Here is a 24,291-nt window from a genome sequence, read left to right on the forward strand (position 1 = left end):
ATTATATCTTAGTTTGGGTAAATGTTTGCAATGTGTAAATAATTTTGAGTTATAATTACAATATTAATCTGCTTCTATTGAGGTTTTTGATGAAAAAATTTATCTTATCTATTTTAGCTTTTATGAATTTACATGCAGTAACTACAAGTGTTGAAGAGCTGACATGGCCGCAAGGCGATACATTTTTAACCTTTTTAGAGAGACATAATATACCATTATCTATATATTATAATCTCTCAGGCGAGGATAAAGAGTTAGCTAGTGAGTTAAGCGCTGGGACGAAATTTCAAATTTTGCGTGATTCAAATAATAATATTAGTCAAATTTTATTACCTATTAGCAATGAGATTCAAATTCATGTTTTTAAAGATTTTAATAACCATTATAGTCTAGATTTTATCCCAATTGTCTATGAAAATGAAAATTTTGTACTAAATGTAGAGATAAATGACTCTCCATATAGAGAGATAAAAAGAGCAACAAATGATGAAGCACTAGCTAATTCGTTTAATAAAGCTTTTAGTGGAAGCGTAAATTTTAAAACGCTTCAAAAGGGCGATCGACTGGCTATAGTATATGAGCGTAAAAAGCGCTTAGGTAAATATATCGGCGAACCAAATATCAAAGTTGCTATGATAGAGACTAGGGGAAAGCCAAATTATATATATAAATTTAATGATGCGTTTTATGATCCTAATGGAAGAGAGCTTGAAAATTTCTTATTGATTAAGCCTGTGCCAAATGCTAGAATTAGCTCAAGATTTAATCCTAAAAGATTTCATCCAGTATTAAAAAGATATAGAGCGCATTTAGGTACTGATTATGCTGCGCCAAGAGGGACAAAGATATATGCCGCTGGTGATGGTGTGGTGAGCTTTGTAGGCAATAAAGGCGGATATGGCAAGACTGTTACTATCCAGCACTCAAGTGGATATATGACACTTTATGCGCATTTAAATGGTTATGCTAAAGGTATTAAAAAGGGTAAAAAAGTAAAAAAAGGTCAGTTAATAGCCTATGTAGGAAGCACTGGTTTAAGCACTGGACCGCATCTACACTTGGGATTATACAAAAATGGCAACGCTATAAATCCAGAATCTGTAGTCAAAATCACAAAATCCGAGCTAAATAAAAACCAAAAAATTGAATTTAACAAGCTAAAAGATAGCCTAAATAACCAAATTCAAGCTAGTTTCAAAGATCATATAAATAAAGCACCGCTTGAAGATATATCAAATATAACAGAGATATAATCATGCCAAATTCAAATTTAGAAGAGGTAAAAGAACAGCTTCAAAAACATATCGTAGATGAGAATGAGTTAAGTCCAGCTGATGTAGCAAGCCATTTAAAAAGGCTAAAAATCCTTGATGAGGATGAGTATGCTAAATATTTAGAAAAGCTTGATGCGCAAACTCTTGGTGAAGCAGCTATGGAGATGCCTGATCACATGCTGCGAGATGTGATAGAAAATCTTCCAAATGACAAGATAGCTGAAGCAATCGATGAGCTAGAAAGCGATGACGCAACTGACCTTATACAGATTATAGAAGAGATAGATGAAGAAAAGGCTAAGGAGTTATTTAGCTCGCTTGAAATAGATAGTCAAAAAGAGATTAGCAAGCTTATAAATTATGAAGATAACGAAGCTGGCGCATATATGCAAACAGAGCTATTTAGTGCTAGATTAGATGAGAGTTTAAGTAGTGCTATAGCTAGATTTCGCATAATGAAGCAAGAAGATAAGATAGAAAATGTTTTTTCGCTTTTTGTTGTAGATGAAGAGGGCGTATTAAAACATACAATCGCACTTGAGGATCTTATAACATATGATTTTAATCTAAATTTAAGCCAAATAGTGAGCGAAGATGAGGAGAGATTTAAACCACATTTTGCTATTGATAGTGATGATATTAAAGTAGCTGTGGATATTATTATGGATTATGATTTGAGCGCTATTGCTGTGACTAATAGAGCCGGGGTTTTGCTAGGGCGGATCACCACTGATGATATACATGACTTTTTAGAGCAGAGTGCCACGGAGCAGATTTATAATCTTGCTGGGGTTGATGATGATGCTGAAGAAGAGGGATTAGTAAAGACTGGCCGTGCTAGGGCGGCTTGGTTGTTTGTGAATTTAATCACGGCGATTTTGGGCGTTATTGTGATTGGATTTTTTGAAAAGTCTATTGAGAGCTTGGTTGCTTTAGCTGTTTTGATGCCAATAGTAGCTAGTATGGGTGGCAACGCTGGTAATCAAACACTAGCTGTTACGGTAAGGAGATTGGCCCTTGGTGAGATAGGGATTGGGGATTTTTGGGTGGTGCTGAAAAAAGAGATTATAATGGCTATTTTTAACTCTTTTATCTTTGCTCTATTTTTAGGTATTTTGGTGGGGCTTTGGTTTGATAAGCCGATGCTTGGAGTAGTCATAGCAATAGCACTTGTGGCTAATATCATTATGGCGGCATTTTTAGGGACATTTATCCCGCTTAGTTTAAAGAGAATAGGGCTTGATCCCGCTGTTGGTAGCACTGTGTTTTTAACTACAGCGACAGATATTATAGGATTTTTTGTATTTTTAGGATTAGCGACATGGATTTTACTATAAGCGATTTAAGAGTTGTAGCATTAAAAGAGTCAAAATTTGTAAAGCCTTTTAGTATCTTATATACTCAAGATGGCAAGGATAAACGCTGGGATTGCGTAGAGGCGCATGATAGCGTGAGTTGCTTGCTCTATCATAGGGAATTTGAGTCGTTTTTGTTTGTTAGGCAGTTTCGCCCATCTGTATGGTACTATCAAGAAAAAAATCAAACTCCAATCAAAAATGGCCTTACATATGAGCTTTGTGCGGGTATTATGGATAAGGGGCTAGATGCTAAAGCAACTATGATCGAAGAGATTATGGAAGAAACTGGATATAGTATAGATAATATAGAGCGAGTTACTAGCAGCTTTACTGCACTTGGATTTGGAGCGAATGCTCAAACGCTATTTTATGGTGAGATTGATGAGAGTATGAAGGTTTCAAGTGGTGGCGGTGTTGATGATGAGAAGATAGAACTAATCTTTATAAAGCGTGATGAGATTCTAAGCTTTATATATGATGAGAGTAAGGTTAAAGCACCAAATTTACAATTTTCGATTCTTTGGTGGATGATAAATAAAAAGGCTAAATTTGATTAAAGCCATTTTGGGTTTTTAGTGAAGCTCACACTTAGCCAAATTTTATAACTTGGAATCTCAAGCCCTCGTTCTATCTCATCTCTGATTAGATCCATCTCATCTATATTTTGAATTTTAAATGACTCTCCCATTAAGATATTTACCTCAATCATAAAAAATCTTCCGCTTTTTGCTACATGCGTATCATAGTCGCTAAAATTATATTTTTTGGATATATTTTGAAGTAGGGTATCTATCTTCTCATCCATATCTTTTGGTGCGACCATCACCAAATCGGCTAAATTTTTTATAAAAACCTTAAGTGGCATAACACCTAAAATCATTGAAAGTACTACTAAAAGCCCTGGATCAAGGTATTTAGCCCATTCTGTTTGGCTCTCTCTATCAAATAGCCAAACTGTTCCAAAAACTACAAATCCACCTAGATATAGCACACTATCAATTAGCCACTCAAGACTATCAACTGAGATTAGAGGAGATTGTAAAATTTTGGCTTGATATGATGTAAAAAGCCAAATTCCAATAGATAAGATCATAGAGAAAAATGAGTAAAGCATAGCCTTATCAAATTCAACTTCATATCCACCAGATAAAATCGCCTGAATTCCATTAACCATCGCATACATACATAACAAGAGTAAAATTAGGCTTTTAAATAGATTCACCATTGGCTCAAAGCGCATATATCCATACTGAAAGGTATCATCATCTTCTTTGTATATAAATTTAGATGTGATAACGCTAAGCAGTATTAAGATAATTGATAAAAATGCTACTAATCCATCAAAAATAATTGCCTTAGAACCAATATAAATTCCATAAGCAATTCCAAAAACTGCTAGCACTACAGCACAAGCTAGTGAAATCTTTAAAACAAACTGCTCTTTTTTACACTGCATTAAAGGCTGTTCGACATTATTTCTAACTTTTTTATATTTATTATGTGGACGCTTTATCATATTCTATCACGCAGTTATACTTTCATTTAATGATTGATTGTGATGATGTGCAAATATCATCTCAGCAACCTTTAGCATACCTTTAGTTATATTCTTCATCAGTGCCGTATCATTCATAAGAGAAGTTGCCATTTTATTGGTAATTTTTTTATTTATGATTAGCACATCAAAGTTAAACTCACTATCATATGCATTGTAAATTTTGCGTAGATTTTTTATTTGAGCTTCTAATTCATCTATATCTTTAATGCTTGCAATATTATACATAATGCGAAGGCACTCTAACATCTCAACTCTTAATCTATCATACTCTTCTTTGGCATATTGGTTAGAACTAGTGATATATTTAAAGACATTTGGTTGAGTATTTTTCATATCCTTTAGCGTCTCAGCCATAATTAGTGCTGCATGTCTAATATCCATAAATTTACTTAACTGTTCAGGTTTTGCATTGGTTCCAGCTAATATAGCGTAGTCGATGATTTGACTATAAATCTCTTTAAATCTATTGTTATATAGTTCATCATAATCCATTTTAATTGGAGTTTGGCGTAGCTTTATTATATCTTTTGCTGAAATATCACTATTTTGGATATCGCTGTTACTTATACTAATAGCTTTAGCTATAATGGAGTTTGCATTAGAATAAAGATGTAAAAGCTCCTTGCCAAGTACTTCAAGCGCACTATCAGGGAATTGCAAGGATTTCTCATCAAGATATTTAGCGCTATCGATTTTACTTCTTTTGCTTGAGTCTTTCATATATTTATTTAAAAGTTTTTCCATAAATGGAATAAGTGGGTAAAATATAATAACCCCTAATGCGTTAAAATATGATAAGAATACTGCTAGTTTAAGAGTGTAATCATCATCTGCGATTCCAAAATATGCACTAGTTACATCAGTAATATACATAAAAGGTACGATTAGTATAACGCTAATAATTGCACATGTTACATTAAATAACACATGAGCAACAGTGAGCTTTTTACCATCCATATTTGCATTTAAGGAGCCAATAATTGCCATCACAGTTGAGCCGACATTTGAGCCAATGGCAATACCAACAGCATTATCATAGGTTATCTGTCCTACACTTAGTGCTGCTAAAGCTAGAGTAATAGATGCGTGCGAGCTTTGGATTAATACCGTAACTATAATTCCTACAAAGGTATAAACAATCAACCCAGCCATTCCAGACATCGCAAATTGCGATAGATCAATGCTATCTTTGATATGATCAAAGCCGCCTTTCATATAAGATATTCCAAGAAATAAAAGACCGATACTAAATAAAAAATATCCAAAACCTTTAATTTTTTCAGTTTTATTTACCATACATAACATACCTATAACTATTAAAGGCATAGAGTAAGCAGCGATATTTACCTTTAGACCAAAACCAGCCAAAAACCAGCCAGTAGTAATAGTGGCTAAATTTATTCCATAAATGATAGCTAAACCTGAGGCTAATGTGATTAGCCCAGCACTTAAAAATGATATTGCAAGAACGCTAACAAGGCCGCTTGATTGCATTACTGTAGCGCTAACTGCACCAAATAAAAAGCTTTGGAAGTTTCTTTTTGTCATTTTTTTTAAAAATTTATCTAGACTTGCCATCATAGAAAAACTTTTTTCTAATACACTCATAGCATATAAAAATATACAAATTCCAAAAATAATAGTAAGAAAGCTTTGGCTAAGATACATTAATACGCAGGTTAAACCAATAAAACCAAAAAATAGAATATTTTTCATTAAAATCCTCTTGAATTTTTCTCTAACAATATATGACTTAAAAATATTACAAAGAATATTTGTAAAAATAATCCAACAAATGGCACTAATGTTAGAATATAAAATAGTACTGAAGCGCTAAAAAATTTAACCCCACCACCTTTTTGCATATCTATTTCAAAGATTAAGCTATCAGAAGTATTACTAGCTATATCAATGAGCATTAGGCGATAAAATAGATAAAAAAATGGTAAATTTAGAATAAATAAATTTAACACAGGAATAAATAAAAGGGGTATACATATTAAAAATATTAGAATAAATTTAATAATCGTACTACCAATTAGCTTAAAAACATGCATATTACTAGGTAGTGGAGTTGAGTTATAGCCATAATACTTATCGTTTATATATTTAACTACATATGGTGTTAAAAATCCAGTTATAATACCTGCAATTGCTACACTTAATAAAATAGCTAAAAATATACTAATTAGATAAAATGATGAAGTTATCATAAACTGCACAACGCTAAGAGATAAAAGCCACGCTATAAATCCATCTCCATTAGCATATGCTTCAATGCTAGGACGGGCTAAAATGCTAAAAACATCACCGCCAAAATATATCACTAACCCAATCAAGCTTCCAAGTGAAATAAAAAGCGGCAAAAATGAAAGTGCTAAAAATCTAAAAGTTAAAAAGTCGCTCAGCGAGCGTTTGATTATACTATTCATTTGATATTTTGGTAGGCAGTTTTAAGTTTAGCGTAAATTTCATTTACGCTACTAGCGCCATTTTGTAAAATTTCATTCATCACAGCATTATCCTCTACACCATTCCAAATTTTTATATAGCTTCCATCTTTATAGCCGTGATCTTGACGGAATTTATTTAAAACATTTTTGCCAATATAGATATTAAATAGCTTTTGTAAATTTACTCCACATTTTAATGAAACCCTAAAATAATCTCTTAAAAGGTCGAAGAAATTTATATTAAATCCACTGCAGCGATTTATAATTAGCTCAGTATCGTTTATAATTTCATAGATACTATACTCTTTTATATTATATGGCTCTTTACAAAACTCATTAAATCCACTAGTTGATACTATATCATCAGTTAAATTATCAATATCGCCAAGGGAATTTATCTTATACTTCTCTAGTCCAAGACTCATAATAAAGTGCCAAATATCAACAATTTCAATGGCAATATTGTCTACATCTAGTGGAGAATTTATAGCTTTCCAATGTTTCCACGCAAAGCTATCAATTAGCTCAGCACACTCCATATAAATGCAACGTTTCCAGCTAATTAATTTACCATCTTTAGTATGCCCCATCTCCCAGCCAATACCATTAGTATCATCATTTAATTGCTGTTGGAGATTTAACATCTCTTTTATTAAATTTCTATACATCATAATCTACGCCTTAAAATTTGAAATCTAAGATTATACAGTAAATTTGTTTAATTATATATGAAATTTGGTCTAAAAAAGCTTGCTAAAGTAGCAAGCTTATGCATAATAATTTAGATTATTTTGCGGTTTTAGCATATTTTCAAATAGCTTTTGGGTCTGTTCTAGTAGAGATTTATTTAAGTTGTTATTTTTAGTTTTATGTTCTTTTAGCATCTCATCAAACATATCTAAAAGTGAACTTTTTAACTCTATTTTAGCATCATCGCTATTTAAATTTGGTAACTCTTTTTTGAGTGAATTTGCAATATTTGAGATAGTTTCATCGCTAAAAGGTTCATTTTCTTTGATATGTTTCATAAAATCATCGATTTTTGGGCGGAGTTCTTCTAACGCTTTTGCAATCTCTAATTTATCTTGCTCACTTATACCATTTTGACTATTTAGCTCAAATTTATACCCATATGCATGGCGTAGATTTAAGCTTTGTTCGCTTGAATTTTTGGAGTTCTTGCTTGAGTAGGCTAACTCTTTATTATCATACATCGCAAGATTTATGGTATCACCAGAGCTAGTTTTAAACGAGTAGTTAAACGCATTATATGAAGCGTTTGCGTAGCTGTTTGTAATCATTGAAAATCCTTAAAATTTTATAGTATATCGGTTAAAATGCGATATATTTTAAGCCAAATTTGGCTAAAATTAAGCAAAAATAGTGCCAAAATGGATGAAAAATGGATGAAAAAATAGCTAAATTTATAGATAGTCAGCATATTTTAACCCTTGGAGTAAATGGGAAAAGTGGCGCATATCTATGTAGTTGTTTTTACGCTTTTTTAAAGCCAAATTTAATTATTGTTGCTTTTGGCGATGATAGCTATCATGCTAAAGTGATTCAAAACGATAGTAGGGTTTTTATAAATATCGCCTTGCAAACAAAAATAGTTGGCAAAATCCAGGGTCTTCAAGCGAGTGGGTCTATATATCTAGTAGATAATGAAGTGGAGAAAAATGCATATATATCACGCTTTATTTATGCTAAGCTAATGAATTTAAATTTATATAAAATAGAGTTAAAGTGGCTCAAATTTACAGATAATACCTTAGGATTTGGTAAGAAAATTGAGTTAAATTTAGCTTGAATTATTGGCAACTTGCTTGATTAATTTACCTAGCATTTTTTTACTAATTGGCTTTACAAGAAATGCAAGTACTCCAAGCTCCATTGACCGTTGACGAAGAGTTGCATCAGTGCTAATTACGATAATTGGAATATCTTGGAGATATTTGCGACTTTTAAAATTATGTAAAAATTCAAAACCATTTAATCTTGGCATATAGATATCTAAAAGTATTAAATTTATATCAAATCGCCTCTCTAAAATTTCCATAGCCTCAAGCCCATCACTTGCTGTAGTAATACTAGAGATATATAAATTATCAGATAAAATCAGCTCTAAAAGCTTAATGCTTATTATATCATCATCAATTGCTAAAATATTTAGTTTTGTCATTGGATTAGCTCTTTTATCTGATTTTCTAAGTTAGATTTACTAATATTTGTGCTAATTAGCTGAGTAAATTGGGCTTGAATTTGTGTTGGGATTTTGCTGTTTGGTTCGATAAATAATACGACTTTACTCTCAAAATTATGCAGTTGGGAGCTATTTTTGATAATATTTAAAATTCTATTAGCATCAAAAAAGCTTGCTGTATAATCTATCAAAACCAACTTGTATGCTCTATTTTGCGTAGCCTCTTCAAGTTCATCAAATGAATCGACAGTATCTATCGTATGGCAGACTTTTGATAGTACAGCGTGATAAATTCTATTTTCCATTTTGCTCTTTTTAAATAATAAAATATCTCTTGTGCCATCTAATGCATTAAGCGGATCTTTATTGCCAATACTTGCTAAGATTTCGATAATTTGCGATTTTAAAAGCGGCTTTTGTAGATAATAATCAAATAGCAAGTTTGTTTTATTAATTTGCTCTTTAGAACTTGATAACATTGCAATTATCGGTGTTCGTTCGATATCCTTTTCATCTTGAGTACTAATGATATTTGTAGCAGCAATTAGCGCATTTTGTTTATCTAGTGCAATATCTGTAAAAATTGCATCATAATTGTTAATTAAAGTAAGCTCATATAAGCTTTTACCATCATTTACTACATCGACACTGGTACAAATTTCTTCAAACATCTCTTTTGTTTTTTTACTCTTATCATTTGTGCCTATTAGAATTTTTAGGTCATATTTTTGAGTTGATTTTAGGCTATTTAACAAGGCATTTATTAACGAGATTAAGCTAGGACTAAAGCCGTGATTAAGATCGCTAAATTCGATATCTTTTGAATCTTTTTCATTTTTAAATTTACCAATTGCTGGGCTTAAATTTGGCTCAACTATAACTCCAAGATAGTTTAAATATAAATTTATAATTTTTAAATTATCATCGCTTATTCCTTCAGGAATGATTGAAACTTTTGAACCTTTAAAAAGATTTGCATAGCTTTTATCTACATTTGAGTGGAGTTTTAAGGTTAGATCTAGACTAAATTCGCTTCCAATTTTTAGCTGGCTTTTGACATTAATTTTACTATTTAGCATTTTAGCATATTGGCTAATAATACTAAGCCCAAGACCGGTTCCACCATATGTTTTAGTTGCATTTTCATTGGTATAGAAGTTATCAAAAATCTTGCCTAAAGCATTTTGAGCAATACCAATTCCAGTATCTTTAACCATAAAGCTAAAGCTAATATTACCATTTGTGGATTGTAATTTTTTTACATACACGGTAATTTGTCCGCCACTTTGGGTAAATTTAATAGCATTATCGATTAGATTTATAGCGATTTGTTTAATTTTGTCTTCATCGCTAAAGACAGTTACCATCAATTCTGGATCGATGTAGTAGGTTAAGGTTAAATTCTTAGCCAAAAGTCTATTAAAGTAGGAGTTAATAATCTCATCAAATAGAGTATAAAGGCTAAAATCACTCTCATAAAGCTCGACATTTCCACCTTCAATTTTTGCCATATTTATGATGTTATTAATAGCTTTTAGTAGGTTTTGGCTACTTTGTTCGATTATATCAATTAACTCTTTTTCATCTTTGCCTAGTGAGCGGCTCTTTAATAGCTCACTAAAGCCTAAAATACCATTTAATGGCGCTTTAATCTCATGAGATATATTAGCTAGAAATGCTGTTTTAGAGCGGCTATCACTTTGGGCAATATCTTTTTGAGCGATTATTTTATCTAAGGCTTCATTTATAATTTTATGACCATTTTCTAAAGTTGCAGTTTGAGTAGATTCTAGCGGGTTGGTAGCCGATACGGATTTGATTTTATCGATAATTTTTGATAGGTTATCAATATTGGCTTTTATATAGTTTTTAGTATAGTATGATACTAGTGATAAAATTATACTAATAATCCAAACAATAAAAGCCAAAATAGAATCTATCCATAAATCTTTTTCAAATTCATCTAGCTCAGTTTTGATTTGAGAACTGATTACATCTTGTATTTGATATGAAAATTCTAATTCATCACTGATTAAATCATAATATTTTTGTGCTAAATAAATACTTGGTTCACCATTTTTAATCAGCTCTATTGTAAAAGTACTTAAGTTGTCTATAGCTTGCTTATAATTTTCGCTTTTAAATATCGCTTCTATCTGTTTTTTTGCATAACTATCAGGTAAATAGCCGTAATTTAATCCATTATTTCTAATCAAATCTAGCCATAATAAAAGCTCTTGTGTATTAAGTGCTCTGTGATTAATGATATTAGCTACCAAATCACGCTTGGCACTAATTGAAATGCTATTAGAATAAGAGGATATAAATGTAAAAATAAATAGATTTAGCCTATTTGATAAATCATGGTTCCTTAGGTTAAAAATTTCATTTTTAATCAGCAAGTTTAAATCTCTAAAGTAGCTTAAAACTTCGGAGTTATTTAAATTTACATCATCTAGCGTGTAGCGAATTTGAGGTAAGGACTCTAAGCGGTTTAAAATCTCGTTTAAGCCTAGTTCGTTACTATGTAGCTGTTTGATATGTTCTATTGTATGGTCAGTAATTTGCCGATTGACATTTTTGCTATTAGTATCATTGATTATCATCTCTTTATCTAACTCTTTTGAGAGATTGGCAAGATCTAAAGCAATTGAAAATTCATGGCGTAGTTCTTTTAAATTCATACTAAGATTATATTGAAAAATTAGATACCAACTAGATATCAAAAATATTACAAATAGTGGCAATGTCGCAATTAAGCGTAAAATTCCAAGTAAGCTAAAGTATGATCTCATTGCATCTCGCTTTGAATTATATTTTCTATATTTGTTATAAAATTAGTATATTTATAAAATTCATCATTTAGTAGCTGTTCATCGCTAGTTGCTTGAATATTAATTAAGATTTCACAAAATTCGGTTAGTTTTAATTTTGTTGCTAGTTGGGCAAGCTCTCTTATAGTATCATTTGCATCAATTAGTAATAGTTTTGCTTCATATAATTTTTCATAGTTTTGACGGGCAAATTGGGTAAATTCTAGCATTCTACGCTTGAATTCGGTTGCATCTAAACGGCTAATATATAAAATATCCCAAAGCCATCTATTTTTATCATTAACATATGATAGACGATTTCCATCAAATAATAATTTAACACTGTAATAATGTTCATTTACATCCTTTAAATTTACCACCTCTACAGCGATTTTTACACTCATTATATCGCCATTATCAAGCTTAATTTGCATATCTTGGATATTGCTTTGAGATTGAGAGATTATTAGGTCTATGTAGTGATTTTTAGCATTATATAGCGGACTAGTCTCTAAAAAATAGTCACTAATATCATTACAACTCCTAAAAAAATCCTCTGGATTTAAAAAGCCAAAAAGCGAAAGTCCTTCACTACTAATACCAATCATTTCATAGTTTTGATCATAAAGTATCATCTTAAATTCCAAAATAAATTTCTTGATTTTAGCGTAATTTGCTTTAGATTGAATTTAAATAGATATAGCTAAATTAAATTTATAAAAATTCAAAGCAGTTTAAGTAAAATTTAGGTAGAATCCAAAACTTAATTTTTACCTAAAGGAAAAGTTTATGAAAAGAACTTATCAACCACATAAAACACCTAAAAAACGCACTCATGGCTTCCGTGTCAGAATGAAAACCAAAAACGGTCGTAAAGTAATTAGCGCTAGAAGAGCAAAAGGTAGAGCAAGACTAGCCGCCTAAGAGCTAAATTGAAAATTAATAAATTTGACTCTATTAGCGATAGTAAAGAGTTTAGCAGAGTCTATCAAAGTGCCAAAAAATGGCATTGTGATTTAGCAGTTGTCTATTTTTTAGAGTCAGATACGAGTAGATTCGCCGCAGTAGCAAGTAAGAAGATAGGAAAGGCAGTTGTAAGAAATAGGGTCAAAAGGCTTTTTCGTGCTGCATTTTCCACACTTAGTAGTGATCTAAAAGATGGTATATATATCTTTATTGCAAAAAGCGGAGCAGATAAGGTGCCCTTTGATAAAATTTGCAAGAGTTTTAGATGGGCGTTAAAAAGGATGGACTCTATAAGATAATGAGCGCTCTTATCCTTTGAGTAGATAATTTAGCGCTCTTTTTGTTCATTTTGATTGCAAATTTATAGGCGCAAATTAATGAAAATTGCTACTAGTTTGGTTATTTTTTATAAAAAATATATCTCACCATTATTGCCAAGGTCGTGCAGATACTATCCTAGTTGTTCTGAGTATGCTCTTTGGCAGCTTAGCCACAGCGGGATAGTCGCCTCTATTTTTGCCATTAGCCTTAGAATTCTGCGATGCAATCAACTCTTTAGAGGTGGCATAGATTATCCTATTATTAAGCGAAAATTTACGCCCTCTTATCTATTTTTAAAGCAGAGTTATGTAGAGCCAAAATTTTGGCTTATTCGGCATAAAAAAGATAAATTTTATTTAATAAAAGCATTTGACTTATCAAAGGAAAAGAAGTGTTAGATAAACTCTCAACCCAAAAAAGGCTGATAATAGCCACAGTTATATCTGTCTTATTTTTTATAGCTTATGATGCGTTGTTTGTCCCAAAGCCGTTAATTGATACAAATAAAACAGTAGAACAAAATCAAAGCGCACCAGCTACTAATTTAGCTAACTCTACGACAGATAAAGCAGCTATTGCGCCAAAACAAATTAGTAAAAATATCGCCACAATTGAAGGTGCAACTTATAGCGCTACAATTGATGAGCTTGGAAGAATTAGCAACTTTACACTAAAAGATTCTAAATTTAAAAATGAAAATGGTGAACAAATTTCACTTTTAAAACCTAGCTCGCCACTTCCGCTCGAGATTCGTTTCTCAGATACAGCTATAAATGAAAAAGCCTTTAAGGTTGCTTATACTGTAAGTAGTGATAAAATTGATGCTACTAAGTCTCCGGCCAATATTACTCTTACACAAAATTTAGATTCATTTAGCGTAGTGAAAAATTTAACTTTTTACCCAGATGGATCATATGATATTGATGTTAAGGTAAACTCAAATCACGAGTATTTTATCACTGCTGGATTTCGTCCAATTGTAGCAGTAGATGGATATACAGTTCATGGGGTTTTATTACGCAAAGAAGATGATAGTTTAGAGATTATAGAAGATGGTGATGCTAAGGGGAATGAAATATTTAGAAGTGTTGATCTTTTAGCAAATAGTGATAGATACTATACAACTCTATTTTATGATAATAAAAGATCAATGGAGGTCTTTATTCAAAATGATGCCGATGAGAATACCTTAAGCTTTGCTAGAAATATTGGAAATTTTAGCACTAAAGGCTACATTGGGCCAAAAGATTATAAAACTTTAAAAGCTATTGAACCAAGTTTAGTTGATACTATTGAATATGGTTGGTTTACATTCATTGCTAAACCTGCATTTTTATTACTTGATTGGCTATACTCGTTTATAGGTAACTGGGGCTTTGCTATTGTTGCGCTCACTATTATTATTCGTATAGTTTTATTCCCGTTAACATATAAGGGAATGGTATCAATGAATAAACTAAAAGAGTTAGCTCCAAGAATGAAAGAGATCCAAACTAAATATAAAGGAGATCCTCAAAAAATCAACGCCCATGTAATGGAATTATATAGAAAGCATGGAGCAAACCCAATGGGCGGATGTTTGCCGATTTTAATTCAAATTCCAATTTTCTTTGCTATTTATAGGGTTTTATTAAATGCTATTGAGTTAAAAGGAGCTGAATGGATATTATGGATTAACGACCTTGCAGAGCTTGATCCATATTTTATTTTACCTATACTTATGGGTATTACGATGTATATTCAGCAACACATCACTCCAACAAATTTTACCGATCCAATGCAAGAGAAGATTATGAAATTTCTACCGCTGATATTTACATTTTTCTTTATTACATTCCCAGCTGGTTTAACGCTTTATTGGTTTATCAACAATCTGTGTTCTATAGCACAACAAATGGTAGTAAATAAAATATTTGCTCGTCATAAAGCTCAAGAGATAGCGGAGAAACGCCATGAGCATTAGGATAGAAGCTAAGGATTTAGAGGCTGCTTATATAAAAGCAGCCAGCCAACTTGGATGCTCTACTATAAATTTAGAAATTACTCCGATTAAACCATCTAGAAAAGGCTTTTTTGGTTTTTTTCAAAAAGATGGACTTTTTGAAGTTACAGTTAAAAAAGAGGCTGAAAAAAAGGCTAAAAAATCAAAACCAGAGCGCAGTGAAAGAGAGATAAAAGAGCTAAAACATCATACTCCAAAACCATTAAAGGCTGAAACTAGCAATAAAAGTGAAGATAAATCTGAGCTAAAATCTCAATCTGAGCTAAAACTTCAATCTGAGCTAAAAACTGAAAATAGAGCCGAAGTAAGATCGGCTAAAGAACAAATAGCCAAAAAACCAGTACTAAATATCGACAACTCTATATTTGATTCATTTCATAAAATAGATGAAAACAAACCTTCTCAAGATGATATTTTATTAGAAATTAGAGCAGGACTTGATAAATTACTTATAGCAAGTTCATTTGATATTGAAGTAAGTGAACTCTCAATTTATGATGCCGATACTATATATATCAAACTTGATGGAGCTGATGCAGCGCTAATGATAGGCAAGGAGGGCTATAGATATAAGGCGATTTCATATTTATTATTTAATTGGATAAATGCTAGATATAATAAAGGAATTCGCTTAGAGATTGCTGAATTTTTAAAAAATCAAGAGAGTAGTATGGCAACATATTTAAGCGGTGTAATCGAAAGAGTAGAGCTGATTGGAAAGGCTCAAACTAAGCCACTTGATGGTGTTCTTGTTAAGATTGCCTTAGAACAGCTTAGAGATAGATTCCCAGATAAATATGTCGGAATTAAAAATAGCGATGAAGGCAAATTTATCGTTATAAATGACTTTCATAAAAAATGAATATTGTAGCACTTGCGACTCCGTATGGAGTAGGAGCAATCTCGATTATAAGACTTAGCGGCAAAGATGCTCTAAGTATTGCTGATAAAATATGTGGTAGTTTAACGCCTAGAGTTGCGCATTTAAAAGAGTTAAAAGATAGAGATGGCAATGTCTTAGATGAGGCTATTGTTATATATTTTAAGGCTCCATTTAGTTTTACTGGTGAAGATGTTGTGGAGTTTCAAACTCATGGTGGCGTAGTTGTAGCAAATTTAATTATAGATGAAATTTTAGCTTATGGAGCTAGAGTAGCTGACCCTGGAGAATTTAGTAAACGAGCACTACTAAATGGTAAAATCGATTTAGCTAAGGCTGAGAGTATTCAAGGATTGATAAATGCTAGAAGCGAGGGTGCGGCTAAAATTTTAGCTAGAGTTATGAGTGGTGAGCTTGGTTTATTTTGCGATACTTTGCGTGATGGACTAATATCAACTCTAGCTTATACTGAGACTTGTATTGATTATGCTGATGATGACTTGCCAGCTGATATAATGGAGCAAATTAAGCTAAAATTAAAAGAAGTATCATCAAAACTAGATCACATAATCTCAATTTCAAATTCCAAAAAAGGCTTAATTGATGGCTATAAAGTAGCTATTATTGGTTGCCCAAATGTAGGTAAAAGCTCAATTTTAAATTCACTTTTAAATTATGAACGCGCTATAATTAGCGATACTCCTGGTACTACTCGTGATACTATTGAAGAGCAGATAAAAATAGGCACTCACTTAGTACGCATTATCGATACCGCTGGCATTAGGCATAGTGACCATGATATAGAAAATATAGGAATAGAGTATTCCAAAAGAGCTGCTAATAGCGCTGATATAATTATTTGTGTATTTGATAGCTCAAGAGTTAGTAATAGTGAAGATATAGCTATTTTAGATTTTATCAATAGTTTAAATAAAAAGGTGATTTTTGTATTGAATAAATCTGATTTGGAATTTAAATTTGATCTTGATATTGATGGGATTTTGCTTAGTGCAAAAGATGAATGCTCAGCTTTAAAATTTGCACTTGAGAGATATTTAAACTCACAAGATACAAATGAGATAATGCTAAGCTCAAATCGCCAAATAAAAGCATGCCAAGATGCTAAAAATGCAATTGATAGAGCAACTGAGCTTTTAGATGAATCAGTGTTGGAGCTATTTGCTTATGAGATAAATAGAGCCATAAAAGAGATAGGAAGCATTACAAAACCACTCCAAAATTCTGAAATTTTAGATAAAATGTTTAGCAGTTTTTGTCTAGGAAAATAAATTTAAAAGGGGAAACATATGGATAAAGAAACGATACAAGCGCATAAAATTAGCGATGATGAATATAAGAAGATATTAGAAATTTTAGGGCGTGAGCCAAATTTACTTGAGCTTGGTGTATTTTCTGCAATGTGGAGTGAGCATTGTAGCTATAAATCATCTAAAAAATATTTAAATGGCTTTCCTACTAAAGCCCCATGGGTACTTCAAGGTCCAGGCGAGAATGCTGGAGTGATTGATTGCGGTGATGGTATGGCTGCTGTATTTAAGATGGAAAGCCACAATCACCCAAGTTTTATTGAGCCGTTTGCTGGTGCTGCTACAGGAGTTGGCGGTATTTTTAGAGATATCTTTACGATGGGTGCTAGGGTTGAGGCTAGTATGAACTCTTTAAGATTTGGGCAGGTTCGTGGAGATGATAAAACTAATCGCCATCAACGCTATTTAGTAAAAGGTGTAGTATCTGGTATTAGCCATTATGGCAACTGCATGGGTGTGCCAACTGTAGGTGGTGAAACTACATTTGATGAGAGTTTTAATGGTAATATTTTAGTTAATGCTTTTGGTCTTGGAATTTGTAAAAGTGATGAGATATTTTACGCAAAAGCCGAAGGTGTAGGAAATCCAGTAATGTATGTTGGGTCAAAAACAGGTAGAGATGGCCTTGGCGGGGCTGTGATGTCAAGCGATAGCTTTAATGAAGAAAATAAATCTCTACGCCCAACTGTTCAAGTAGGCGACCCATTTGCTGAAAAGCTTCTTATGGAGGCGTGCTTAGAATTATTTAAGTGTGATTATATTGTAGGAATTCAAGATATGGGAGCAGCTGGTCTTACTTCAAGTAGTTTTGAAATGGCAGGCAGAAGCGGTAGCGGTATGAGAATGTATCTAGATAAAGTTCCTATGCGTGAGAGTGGAATGACTCCATATGAGCTAATGCTTAGTGAATCACAAGAAAGAATGCTAATCTGTGCTAAAAAAGGGTGCGAAGATAAGATAAAAGCAATCTTTGCTAAATGGGATTTAGATGCTGAGATTATCGGAGAGGTAACTGATACTGGCGTGATGGAGTTATATTGGCATGGAGAGCTAGCTGGTAGTGTGCCTATTGCTCCACTTAGCGAGGCTGCTCCTATGCTAGATCGCCCAACTAGCAGACCAAAATATCTTGATGAAATTGCAAAAATTAATTTAGATAATATGCCAAATATTAGTAATCAAGAAGCATTTGAGCTATTAATAAGAGATTTAAATGTGGCAAATAAAAGCTTAATATATGATCAATATGATTCAACTGTAGGTACAAATGTAATTAAAAAAGCTGGCAAACTAGGTGCTGCTGTGATGAGAATAAAAGAAAATGGCAAATCAATTGCTATGGGTATGGAGTGTAATACTAGATATAATTATGTAAATCCAAGAATTGGCGCTGCTGCAGCTGTTGCAACAAGTGGTAGAAAAGTGGCTATGAGTGGAGCTACTCCGCTAGCTATTACAGATTGTCTAAACTATGGAAATCCACAAAATCCTGAAGTAATGTGGCAGTTTGCTAATGGCTGCGAAGGGATTAAAGAGGCTTGTGCTGCGCTTAATACTCCAGTAGTTAGTGGTAATGTAAGCTTGTATAATGAAACTGATGGTATTAGCATTCAGCCAACTCCAAGTATTGTAACTGTAGGTGTAGGTGATGATGCTAATAAAAGCTTAGATAGTGAATTTAATAGTGCTGGCGTGAGTGTTTATTTGCTTGGTAAAACTACTGGTGAGTTTGCTGGATCGCTATATATGAAAGCTATAGCAAATCTATGCGCTGGAGAGCTAAAGGAGATTGATTATAAGGCAGAAAGAGCACTTTGGGATTTAGTAATTGAGGCTAATAAAAATAGAGTTTTAGCTTTTGCCAATAGTGTAGGAGTAGGTGGTATTGCTATAACTCTAGCTAAGATGGCAGCAGTTAGCTCTATTGGTTTTAGTGGAGAGATTAAATTTGATGATGGTCGCTTTGTATTTGATGAGAGTTTTTCTAGAGCAGTAGTAGGTGTTAAAGATGCTATTAAATTTGAAGAGCTAGCTAAAAAATATGGAGTTGAGTTTATTAAAATTGGCTTAAGTGGTGGTGATGAGTTTATTCTTAATGATATTAAAATGGACTTAAAAGAGCTGCAAAATATCTATTTTAGCGAGTTTGCTGCTGTTATTAAAAGTGAAGATTGATAGTGAATATATTTTTAATCTTAATTGGGCTTGTTGTTGCATTTTGGTTACTTAGTCGAGGGTTTGCTAATTCAAACTATAAAAAACAAAGCCTTCAAGAGCTTCAATATGATGATGCTAAATATCTTATAATGCTTACTGCAAAAGTCGCCAAAAGCGATGGAGTAGTAAGCAAAGATGAGGCTAATTATATATCACTTTTATTAGATGATATATGCTTAAAGCTTGGAGATGTTAATGTTAGAAATGATTTAAAAGAGCTATATACCTGGCATAAAGATAGCCATAGCTCAGCTTATGCTATTGCTAAAGAGTATAAGCAAAAGATGAGGTTTAGCCAAAAAATCTGGATAAATCGTATAGTATTTTTTATGAATTTAGCCTATATTGATGGTGAATTTAATGGCAATGAAAAGGCAATACTACAAGAGATTTGCGATGGATTTGGCTTGCATAAGAGTATTGTAGAGGATCTTTTTGCTCATTTTGAGGCTGAATTTAAAAATTTATCTAAAGAAAATACTAATATTGATCCATATGAAGTTTTAGGGCTTTCAAAAGATGCTAGTTTTGAGGAGATTAAGGCTAGTTATCGTAGATTATCTAGAGAGTATCATCCTGATTTTACGATGGATAAAAGTGATGAGATAATTACTCAAGCAACTAAAAAAATGCAACAAATAAATGAAGCATATGATATGTTAAAAGCGAAATTTAAATAAGGAGTGTATATGAGGGCATTAATTAGTGTTAGCGATAAAAGCGGTATAGTTGAGTTTGCTTTAGGACTTGAGGCTTTAGGTTTTGAGATTTTAAGTACAGGTGGTACATATAAAACGCTAAAAGATAATGGTATTAAAGTTATAGAAGTTAGCGAATTTACTGCTAGTCCTGAGATGTTTGAAGGTAGAATCAAAACACTTCACCCAAAAATCCATGGAGGAATCTTACATAAAAGAGATAATGCTAGTCATGTAGAACAAGCTAGTAAGCACGATATTAAAGGTATTGATTTAGTATGTGTAAATTTATATCCATTTAAAGAGACTACAATCCGTACAGATGATTTTGAAGAGATTATTGAAAATATTGATATTGGTGGCCCTACTATGGTAAGAAGTGCGGCTAAAAATTTCAAAGATGTCTTAATAGTTACTGATATGAATGACTACGATAAGGTACTTAATGCTATTAGGAATGATAGTGCTAGTTATGAGTTTAGACGTGATTTAATGATTAAAGCATATGAACATACTGCAGCATATGATTCTATGATAGCTAACTATATGAATGAGAGATTTAATGGCGGATTTGGTGCTAAAAGATTTATAACCGGTTCAAAAGTATTTGATACAAGATATGGTGAAAATCCTCATCAAAAAGGTGCTGCATATGAGTTTGATAGCTTTTTAAGTTTAAATTTTACTCAGTTAAAGGGTGAAGCAAGTTTTAATAATATGACAGATATAAACTCAGCTGTAGCTATCGCTTCGGCATTTGGCGATGCTCCAGCAGTTGCTATTTGCAAACATGCTAATCCGTGTGGTTTTGCTATTGGAGAAAATGAGCTTGATAGCTATATAAAAGCTCTTAAATGCGATCCTATTAGTGCATTTGGTGGAGTAGTAGCGATAAATGGTACGCTTACAAAGGAGCTAGCTCTTAAAACTAAAGAGATATTTATAGAGGTTATAATCGCTGCTAATGTAGAAGATGGTGTTTTAGAACTTTATAGTGATAAAAAACGCACTAAAATCTTTACACAAAATAATAAATTCCTAGTAACATCTGGCTATAAATGGGATTTTAAACATATTGATGGTGGTTTTGTATTTCAAGAAAAAGATAGCATAAGCGATGCTGAAGTAGATAATGCTAAACAGGTTACGATAAAAGCCGCCAATCCGAGCGAGATAAAAGATCTAAAAATTGCATGGAAAATTGCAGCTTTAACTAAATCAAATTGTGTGGTTTATGTCAAAGATAGCACTCTTTTAGCTATTGGAATGGGGATGACTAGCAGGGTTGATGCGGCTCGTGCTGCAGTAGCTAAAGCTAATGATATGGGTATAGATCTAAAAGGTTGCGCATTAGCTAGTGAGGCATTTTTCCCATTTGCTGATAGTATAGAGATAGCAGCAAGTGTTGGCGTTGCAAATGTGATTCAACCAGGTGGTTCAATTCGTGATGAAGATGTAATAGAAGCAGCTAATAAAGCCGGAATTAGTATGTATTTTACAGGCATTAGACACTTCTTGCATTAATTTAACTTGGGTCAAATTCGACCCAAGTTTGCCTATTTTAGGCGAAAATTATCTTATTAAACTTCTAGTAAGAGTTAAAGATGTATAATTTCACTATATTTTATTCAAGGTGAGACAAAATGATTAATACCATAGGTAAGAAAATAGTTCTCAGTATTATTGCTGTGCTATTTATTAGCTTTGTAGTTATGCAGTTTATTATCATAGCTCAATTTAACAGTTCATCTACACAAATTACTAAAGATAGTTTAAATATGCTTAGTTCGTCGATTTTTCAAACAGTTCAGACTGCTATGAATACAGGCGACCCACAAATTATAGAAAAATCAGTTCATGATGCAAGTTTAATTAAAGGCGTAGCATCTTTAAAGATTTATCGTTCTGATGTTGTATCTGAAGGGTTTGGATTAGATAAGGTGGTGCCTAAGGATAATATTATCAAAGAGCAATTTATAAATCCAAAAAATTATACAGAGACTATCAAAACCAAAGATAATCATCAATTAAGATTAGTTACTCCGATTATTGCTAAGAGCGAATGTTTGGCTTGTCATGCTTTATCTAAAGAAAATGATGTTTTAGGCGTGATGGATTTATCATACTCATTAAATGCTATGGATAAAGATTTACGAGATAAGAGTGTTATGTTCTTTTTAATCTTTGCTATTTCACTTATTTTAACTGCTATTATTGTTTTGGTTGTACTTCGCAAGGTTGTTATTGCTCCAGTGTTGGAGTTATTAAACCGTGCCAAGGATTTAAGTAGTGGCGATGGCGATTTAAGTGCTAGAATTTCAGTTAAAAGTAGCGATGAGATTGGTCAGACTTGCCAGCATATTAATGTATTTATAGAGAAAATTCAAGACATAGTCAAAAAAGCTCAAAATAGTGCTAAGAGTGTAGAGAATGAGACAATGACGCTAAATGACAACGCCTCAATACTCCTAAATAGCACAGAAGCAGGAAAAACTCAAGCCAAAGAGTCATACGCAATTAGTAAAAGCATATCCGATGAGTTAGAGATATCAACTGACAAATCAAGCAAAGCAGCCGGCGCTAATAAACAATCTTATGATGAGTTAGAAGAGATGATACACTCTCTTAGCGAAGTTGTAACTCATCTAAATGAAGCAAATGCTAAAGAACAAGAGATAGCACAAAAAACAATAAGCGTAGTTAGCCAAACCGAAGATATGAAAAAGGTATTAGATATCATAGGCGATATAGCTGATCAAACAAATTTACTTGCTTTAAATGCAGCTATAGAGGCGGCTCGTGCCGGAGAGATGGGAAGGGGATTTGCCGTAGTGGCAGAAGAGGTTAGAATATTAGCTGAAAAGACCAATGAATCTTTAAGCGGTATAAACTCTAATGCTCAAAATATGATAGAATCTACTAGGGAGTTAGGTGTTTCGCTTAATGAAAACGCTAAAAATATTGCACTTATTAGCACAAGTGCAAATGATTTAATGGATAGAGCTAGATCAACCCAAAAAGCTACAAGCGAATCTATGCAGATAGTTCAAGAGGTATCATCGATGGCTATAGAGATTACTAGAAAGATAAAGACTCTACTAGATCAGTCTGAAAGCTCTGTAGAAGCATTTGATAATAATGCTAAAATTGTACATCAATTCTTAGAAGTATCAACTAGTCTAAAAGATGTATCTACCAGATTAGAAGATGATCTAAATAAATTCAAAACCTAATTCTAGCTACCCAAGCGGTGGCTAGAATTATAGCTTTTTTTTAACTTAAATTTAATTATAATTAATAATTCAAAGTTACAATTTCAATTTCAATTTCAATTTAAAAATATTAAGGATTTGATAATGAAAAATATGGGCGAACCAAGGATAAAAATCGTCGCTATGCCAAGCGATACAAATCCAGCTGGAAATATATTTGGTGGATGGATTCTTTCTCAAATTGACCTTGCTGGGGCTATAGCTGCTAGAGAGTTAGCGCCTATAAGAGTTGTAACAATCTCGATGAAAGAGGTAATTTTTAAAGAGCCAGTATTTATTGGTGATATTGTTAGTTGCTATGCCAAAATAACTCAAGTAGGCCAGACATCTATAACAACAGTGGTAAAAGTAGTCGTGCAAAGATTAAATTCGCAAGGATTTTGTGAGTGTGTTCCAGTTACAACTGCTGAAGTAACTTATGTTAGCGTAGATGAAAAAGGCAATAAAAAACCAATAGATAGCGATTTAAAACGATTACACGGATTTTGATTAATAGGCTAAATTTGAGATTTTAGGTGCTCAAATTTGGCTTTAAATTTATTATTATTTACTCTGCATTTTATTGCAAATAGGTGAAATTTGCCACTATCTTAATTAGATTAAATGAATTGATATTTTGTAAAAAGTATGTTTGTATAAATTTAACTTATTTTAAGAAAAAAGATATTTTTTGGTAGATAAATAGTAATGCAAGTAGCACAAAAGATAAACAATGTCATTTATCAGTGCTACAAAATAAGAGCAAGGCTAGCTTGTTTTTTGTAGAGTGTTAGATTGTAGCTAAACTAGTTTTTGCTATATCTGTAAAAATTTTCATTTGCTTTAAAATAAATTCACCGCTAAATTATCCGGCTAAATTTAAACTTATAAAGATATAATATAGCTATCAAAATACTATATTTATATTCCAAAGGCAGACTAATGGCAATTTTCCGAGTGAGTGATTTT

General features: G+C 32.4%; 23 protein-coding genes. 15 read left to right on the forward strand and 8 right to left on the reverse strand.

The window, feature by feature from the left end; all coding sequences use genetic code 11:
* The first annotated feature begins 89 nt into the window (after positions 1 to 89).
* From CIGN_RS02345 to CIGN_RS02355, 3 genes are read left to right on the forward strand one after another with little or no spacing between them, the layout of a single operon-like run.
* The gene (locus CIGN_RS02345) at positions 90 to 1,253 is read left to right on the forward strand and encodes a peptidoglycan DD-metalloendopeptidase family protein (RefSeq protein WP_236844778.1); all 1,164 of its coding nucleotides are present in this window, start codon (positions 90 to 92) and stop codon (positions 1,251 to 1,253) included.
* A gap of 2 nt (positions 1,254 to 1,255) precedes the next feature.
* Positions 1,256 to 2,611 (forward strand): magnesium transporter, encoded by a 1,356-nt coding sequence (gene mgtE, locus CIGN_RS02350; RefSeq protein ID WP_086302108.1) that lies wholly within the window; start codon positions 1,256 to 1,258, stop codon positions 2,609 to 2,611.
* A complete protein-coding gene (locus tag CIGN_RS02355; RefSeq protein ID WP_086269892.1) occupies positions 2,596 to 3,189 on the forward strand; it encodes an NUDIX hydrolase in 594 nt (197 codons plus the stop codon). The genes mgtE and CIGN_RS02355 overlap by 16 nt, the downstream gene beginning before the upstream one ends.
* Here CIGN_RS02355 and CIGN_RS02360 read toward each other — a convergent pair.
* The 5 genes from CIGN_RS02360 to CIGN_RS02380 all read right to left on the reverse strand — a co-directional run bounded on the left by CIGN_RS02360 (position 3,186) and on the right by CIGN_RS02380 (position 7,944).
* Positions 3,186 to 4,148 carry a cation diffusion facilitator family transporter gene (locus CIGN_RS02360; protein WP_236844779.1) on the reverse strand — a complete coding sequence of 321 codons (963 nt, stop codon included), beginning with the start codon at positions 4,146 to 4,148 and terminating at the stop codon, positions 3,186 to 3,188. The genes CIGN_RS02355 and CIGN_RS02360 overlap by 4 nt on opposite strands.
* Before the next feature lie 6 nt (positions 4,149 to 4,154).
* Entirely contained in the window at positions 4,155 to 5,906 is a 1,752-nt protein-coding gene (locus tag CIGN_RS02365; protein WP_086246000.1) for a Na/Pi cotransporter family protein, read from the reverse strand.
* Positions 5,906 to 6,622 (reverse strand): EI24 domain-containing protein, encoded by a 717-nt coding sequence (locus tag CIGN_RS02370; protein ID WP_086302109.1) that lies wholly within the window; start codon positions 6,620 to 6,622, stop codon positions 5,906 to 5,908. The genes CIGN_RS02365 and CIGN_RS02370 overlap by 1 nt, the downstream gene beginning before the upstream one ends.
* Positions 6,619 to 7,314 (reverse strand): dUTPase, encoded by a 696-nt coding sequence (gene dut, locus CIGN_RS02375; RefSeq protein WP_086302110.1) that lies wholly within the window; start codon positions 7,312 to 7,314, stop codon positions 6,619 to 6,621. The genes CIGN_RS02370 and dut overlap by 4 nt, the downstream gene beginning before the upstream one ends.
* Before the next feature lie 96 nt (positions 7,315 to 7,410).
* Positions 7,411 to 7,944, reverse strand: coding sequence for an ATP/GTP-binding protein (locus tag CIGN_RS02380; RefSeq protein ID WP_086234704.1), 534 nt, complete (start codon positions 7,942 to 7,944; stop codon positions 7,411 to 7,413).
* Between the two features lie 101 nt (positions 7,945 to 8,045).
* Here CIGN_RS02380 and CIGN_RS02385 point away from each other — a divergent pair, with 101 nt between their 5' ends.
* Positions 8,046 to 8,453, forward strand: coding sequence for a hypothetical protein (locus tag CIGN_RS02385; RefSeq protein WP_086224857.1), 408 nt, complete (start codon positions 8,046 to 8,048; stop codon positions 8,451 to 8,453).
* Here the strand turns inward: CIGN_RS02385 and CIGN_RS02390 are convergent.
* Genes CIGN_RS02390 through CIGN_RS02400 form a run of 3 tightly spaced genes read right to left on the reverse strand, consistent with a single transcriptional unit; the run spans position 8,445 to position 12,294 of the window.
* Entirely contained in the window at positions 8,445 to 8,825 is a 381-nt protein-coding gene (locus CIGN_RS02390) for a response regulator (RefSeq protein WP_086302111.1), read from the reverse strand. The two genes, CIGN_RS02385 and CIGN_RS02390, sit on opposite strands and share 9 nt — an antisense overlap.
* Positions 8,822 to 11,641 (reverse strand): hybrid sensor histidine kinase/response regulator, encoded by a 2,820-nt coding sequence (locus CIGN_RS02395; RefSeq protein WP_086302112.1) that lies wholly within the window; start codon positions 11,639 to 11,641, stop codon positions 8,822 to 8,824. Before CIGN_RS02395 ends, CIGN_RS02390 begins: the two co-directional genes overlap by 4 nt.
* On the reverse strand, positions 11,638 to 12,294 hold the full coding sequence (locus CIGN_RS02400; RefSeq protein WP_086238737.1) for a hypothetical protein: 657 nt from the start codon (positions 12,292 to 12,294) through the stop codon (positions 11,638 to 11,640). Before CIGN_RS02400 ends, CIGN_RS02395 begins: the two co-directional genes overlap by 4 nt.
* A gap of 154 nt (positions 12,295 to 12,448) precedes the next feature.
* Between CIGN_RS02400 and rpmH the strand changes: the two genes are divergently transcribed.
* The 11 genes from rpmH to CIGN_RS02455 all read left to right on the forward strand — a co-directional run bounded on the left by rpmH (position 12,449) and on the right by CIGN_RS02455 (position 23,832).
* Positions 12,449 to 12,583, forward strand: coding sequence for a 50S ribosomal protein L34 (gene rpmH / locus CIGN_RS02405; protein WP_086224853.1), 135 nt, complete (start codon positions 12,449 to 12,451; stop codon positions 12,581 to 12,583).
* An 8-nt stretch (positions 12,584 to 12,591) separates the two neighbouring features.
* Positions 12,592 to 12,924 (forward strand): ribonuclease P protein component, encoded by a 333-nt coding sequence (gene rnpA / locus CIGN_RS02410; RefSeq protein ID WP_179187537.1) that lies wholly within the window; start codon positions 12,592 to 12,594, stop codon positions 12,922 to 12,924.
* Between the two features lie 78 nt (positions 12,925 to 13,002).
* Positions 13,003 to 13,344 carry a membrane protein insertion efficiency factor YidD gene (gene yidD / locus CIGN_RS02415; protein WP_086224852.1) on the forward strand — a complete coding sequence of 114 codons (342 nt, stop codon included), beginning with the start codon at positions 13,003 to 13,005 and terminating at the stop codon, positions 13,342 to 13,344.
* The gene (yidC, locus tag CIGN_RS02420; protein WP_086302113.1) at positions 13,338 to 14,909 is read left to right on the forward strand and encodes a membrane protein insertase YidC; all 1,572 of its coding nucleotides are present in this window, start codon (positions 13,338 to 13,340) and stop codon (positions 14,907 to 14,909) included. Before yidD ends, yidC begins: the two co-directional genes overlap by 7 nt.
* A complete protein-coding gene (locus CIGN_RS02425; RefSeq protein ID WP_086245062.1) occupies positions 14,905 to 15,810 on the forward strand; it encodes a Jag N-terminal domain-containing protein in 906 nt (301 codons plus the stop codon). Before yidC ends, CIGN_RS02425 begins: the two co-directional genes overlap by 5 nt.
* Entirely contained in the window at positions 15,807 to 17,117 is a 1,311-nt protein-coding gene (mnmE, locus tag CIGN_RS02430) for a tRNA uridine-5-carboxymethylaminomethyl(34) synthesis GTPase MnmE (RefSeq protein ID WP_086302114.1), read from the forward strand. Before CIGN_RS02425 ends, mnmE begins: the two co-directional genes overlap by 4 nt.
* A gap of 18 nt (positions 17,118 to 17,135) precedes the next feature.
* On the forward strand, positions 17,136 to 19,331 hold the full coding sequence (gene purL / locus CIGN_RS02435) for a phosphoribosylformylglycinamidine synthase subunit PurL (RefSeq protein WP_086302115.1): 2,196 nt from the start codon (positions 17,136 to 17,138) through the stop codon (positions 19,329 to 19,331).
* Positions 19,332 to 19,333: 2 nt separating this feature from the next.
* A complete protein-coding gene (locus tag CIGN_RS02440) occupies positions 19,334 to 20,053 on the forward strand; it encodes a DnaJ domain-containing protein (protein WP_086228132.1) in 720 nt (239 codons plus the stop codon).
* A 9-nt stretch (positions 20,054 to 20,062) separates the two neighbouring features.
* On the forward strand, positions 20,063 to 21,595 hold the full coding sequence (gene purH / locus CIGN_RS02445) for a bifunctional phosphoribosylaminoimidazolecarboxamide formyltransferase/IMP cyclohydrolase (protein ID WP_086302116.1): 1,533 nt from the start codon (positions 20,063 to 20,065) through the stop codon (positions 21,593 to 21,595).
* A gap of 644 nt (positions 21,596 to 22,239) precedes the next feature.
* On the forward strand, positions 22,240 to 23,304 hold the full coding sequence (locus CIGN_RS02450) for a methyl-accepting chemotaxis protein (protein ID WP_434780853.1): 1,065 nt from the start codon (positions 22,240 to 22,242) through the stop codon (positions 23,302 to 23,304).
* 123 nt (positions 23,305 to 23,427) lie between these two features.
* Positions 23,428 to 23,832: an acyl-CoA thioesterase gene (locus CIGN_RS02455; RefSeq protein ID WP_086224845.1), complete on the forward strand. Its 405-nt coding sequence runs from the start codon at positions 23,428 to 23,430 to the stop codon at positions 23,830 to 23,832.
* The last annotated feature ends 459 nt before the right edge of the window (positions 23,833 to 24,291 follow it).

It is taken from the genome of Campylobacter devanensis (genome assembly GCF_002139915.1).
GTDB lineage: Bacteria > Campylobacterota > Campylobacteria > Campylobacterales > Campylobacteraceae > Campylobacter > Campylobacter devanensis.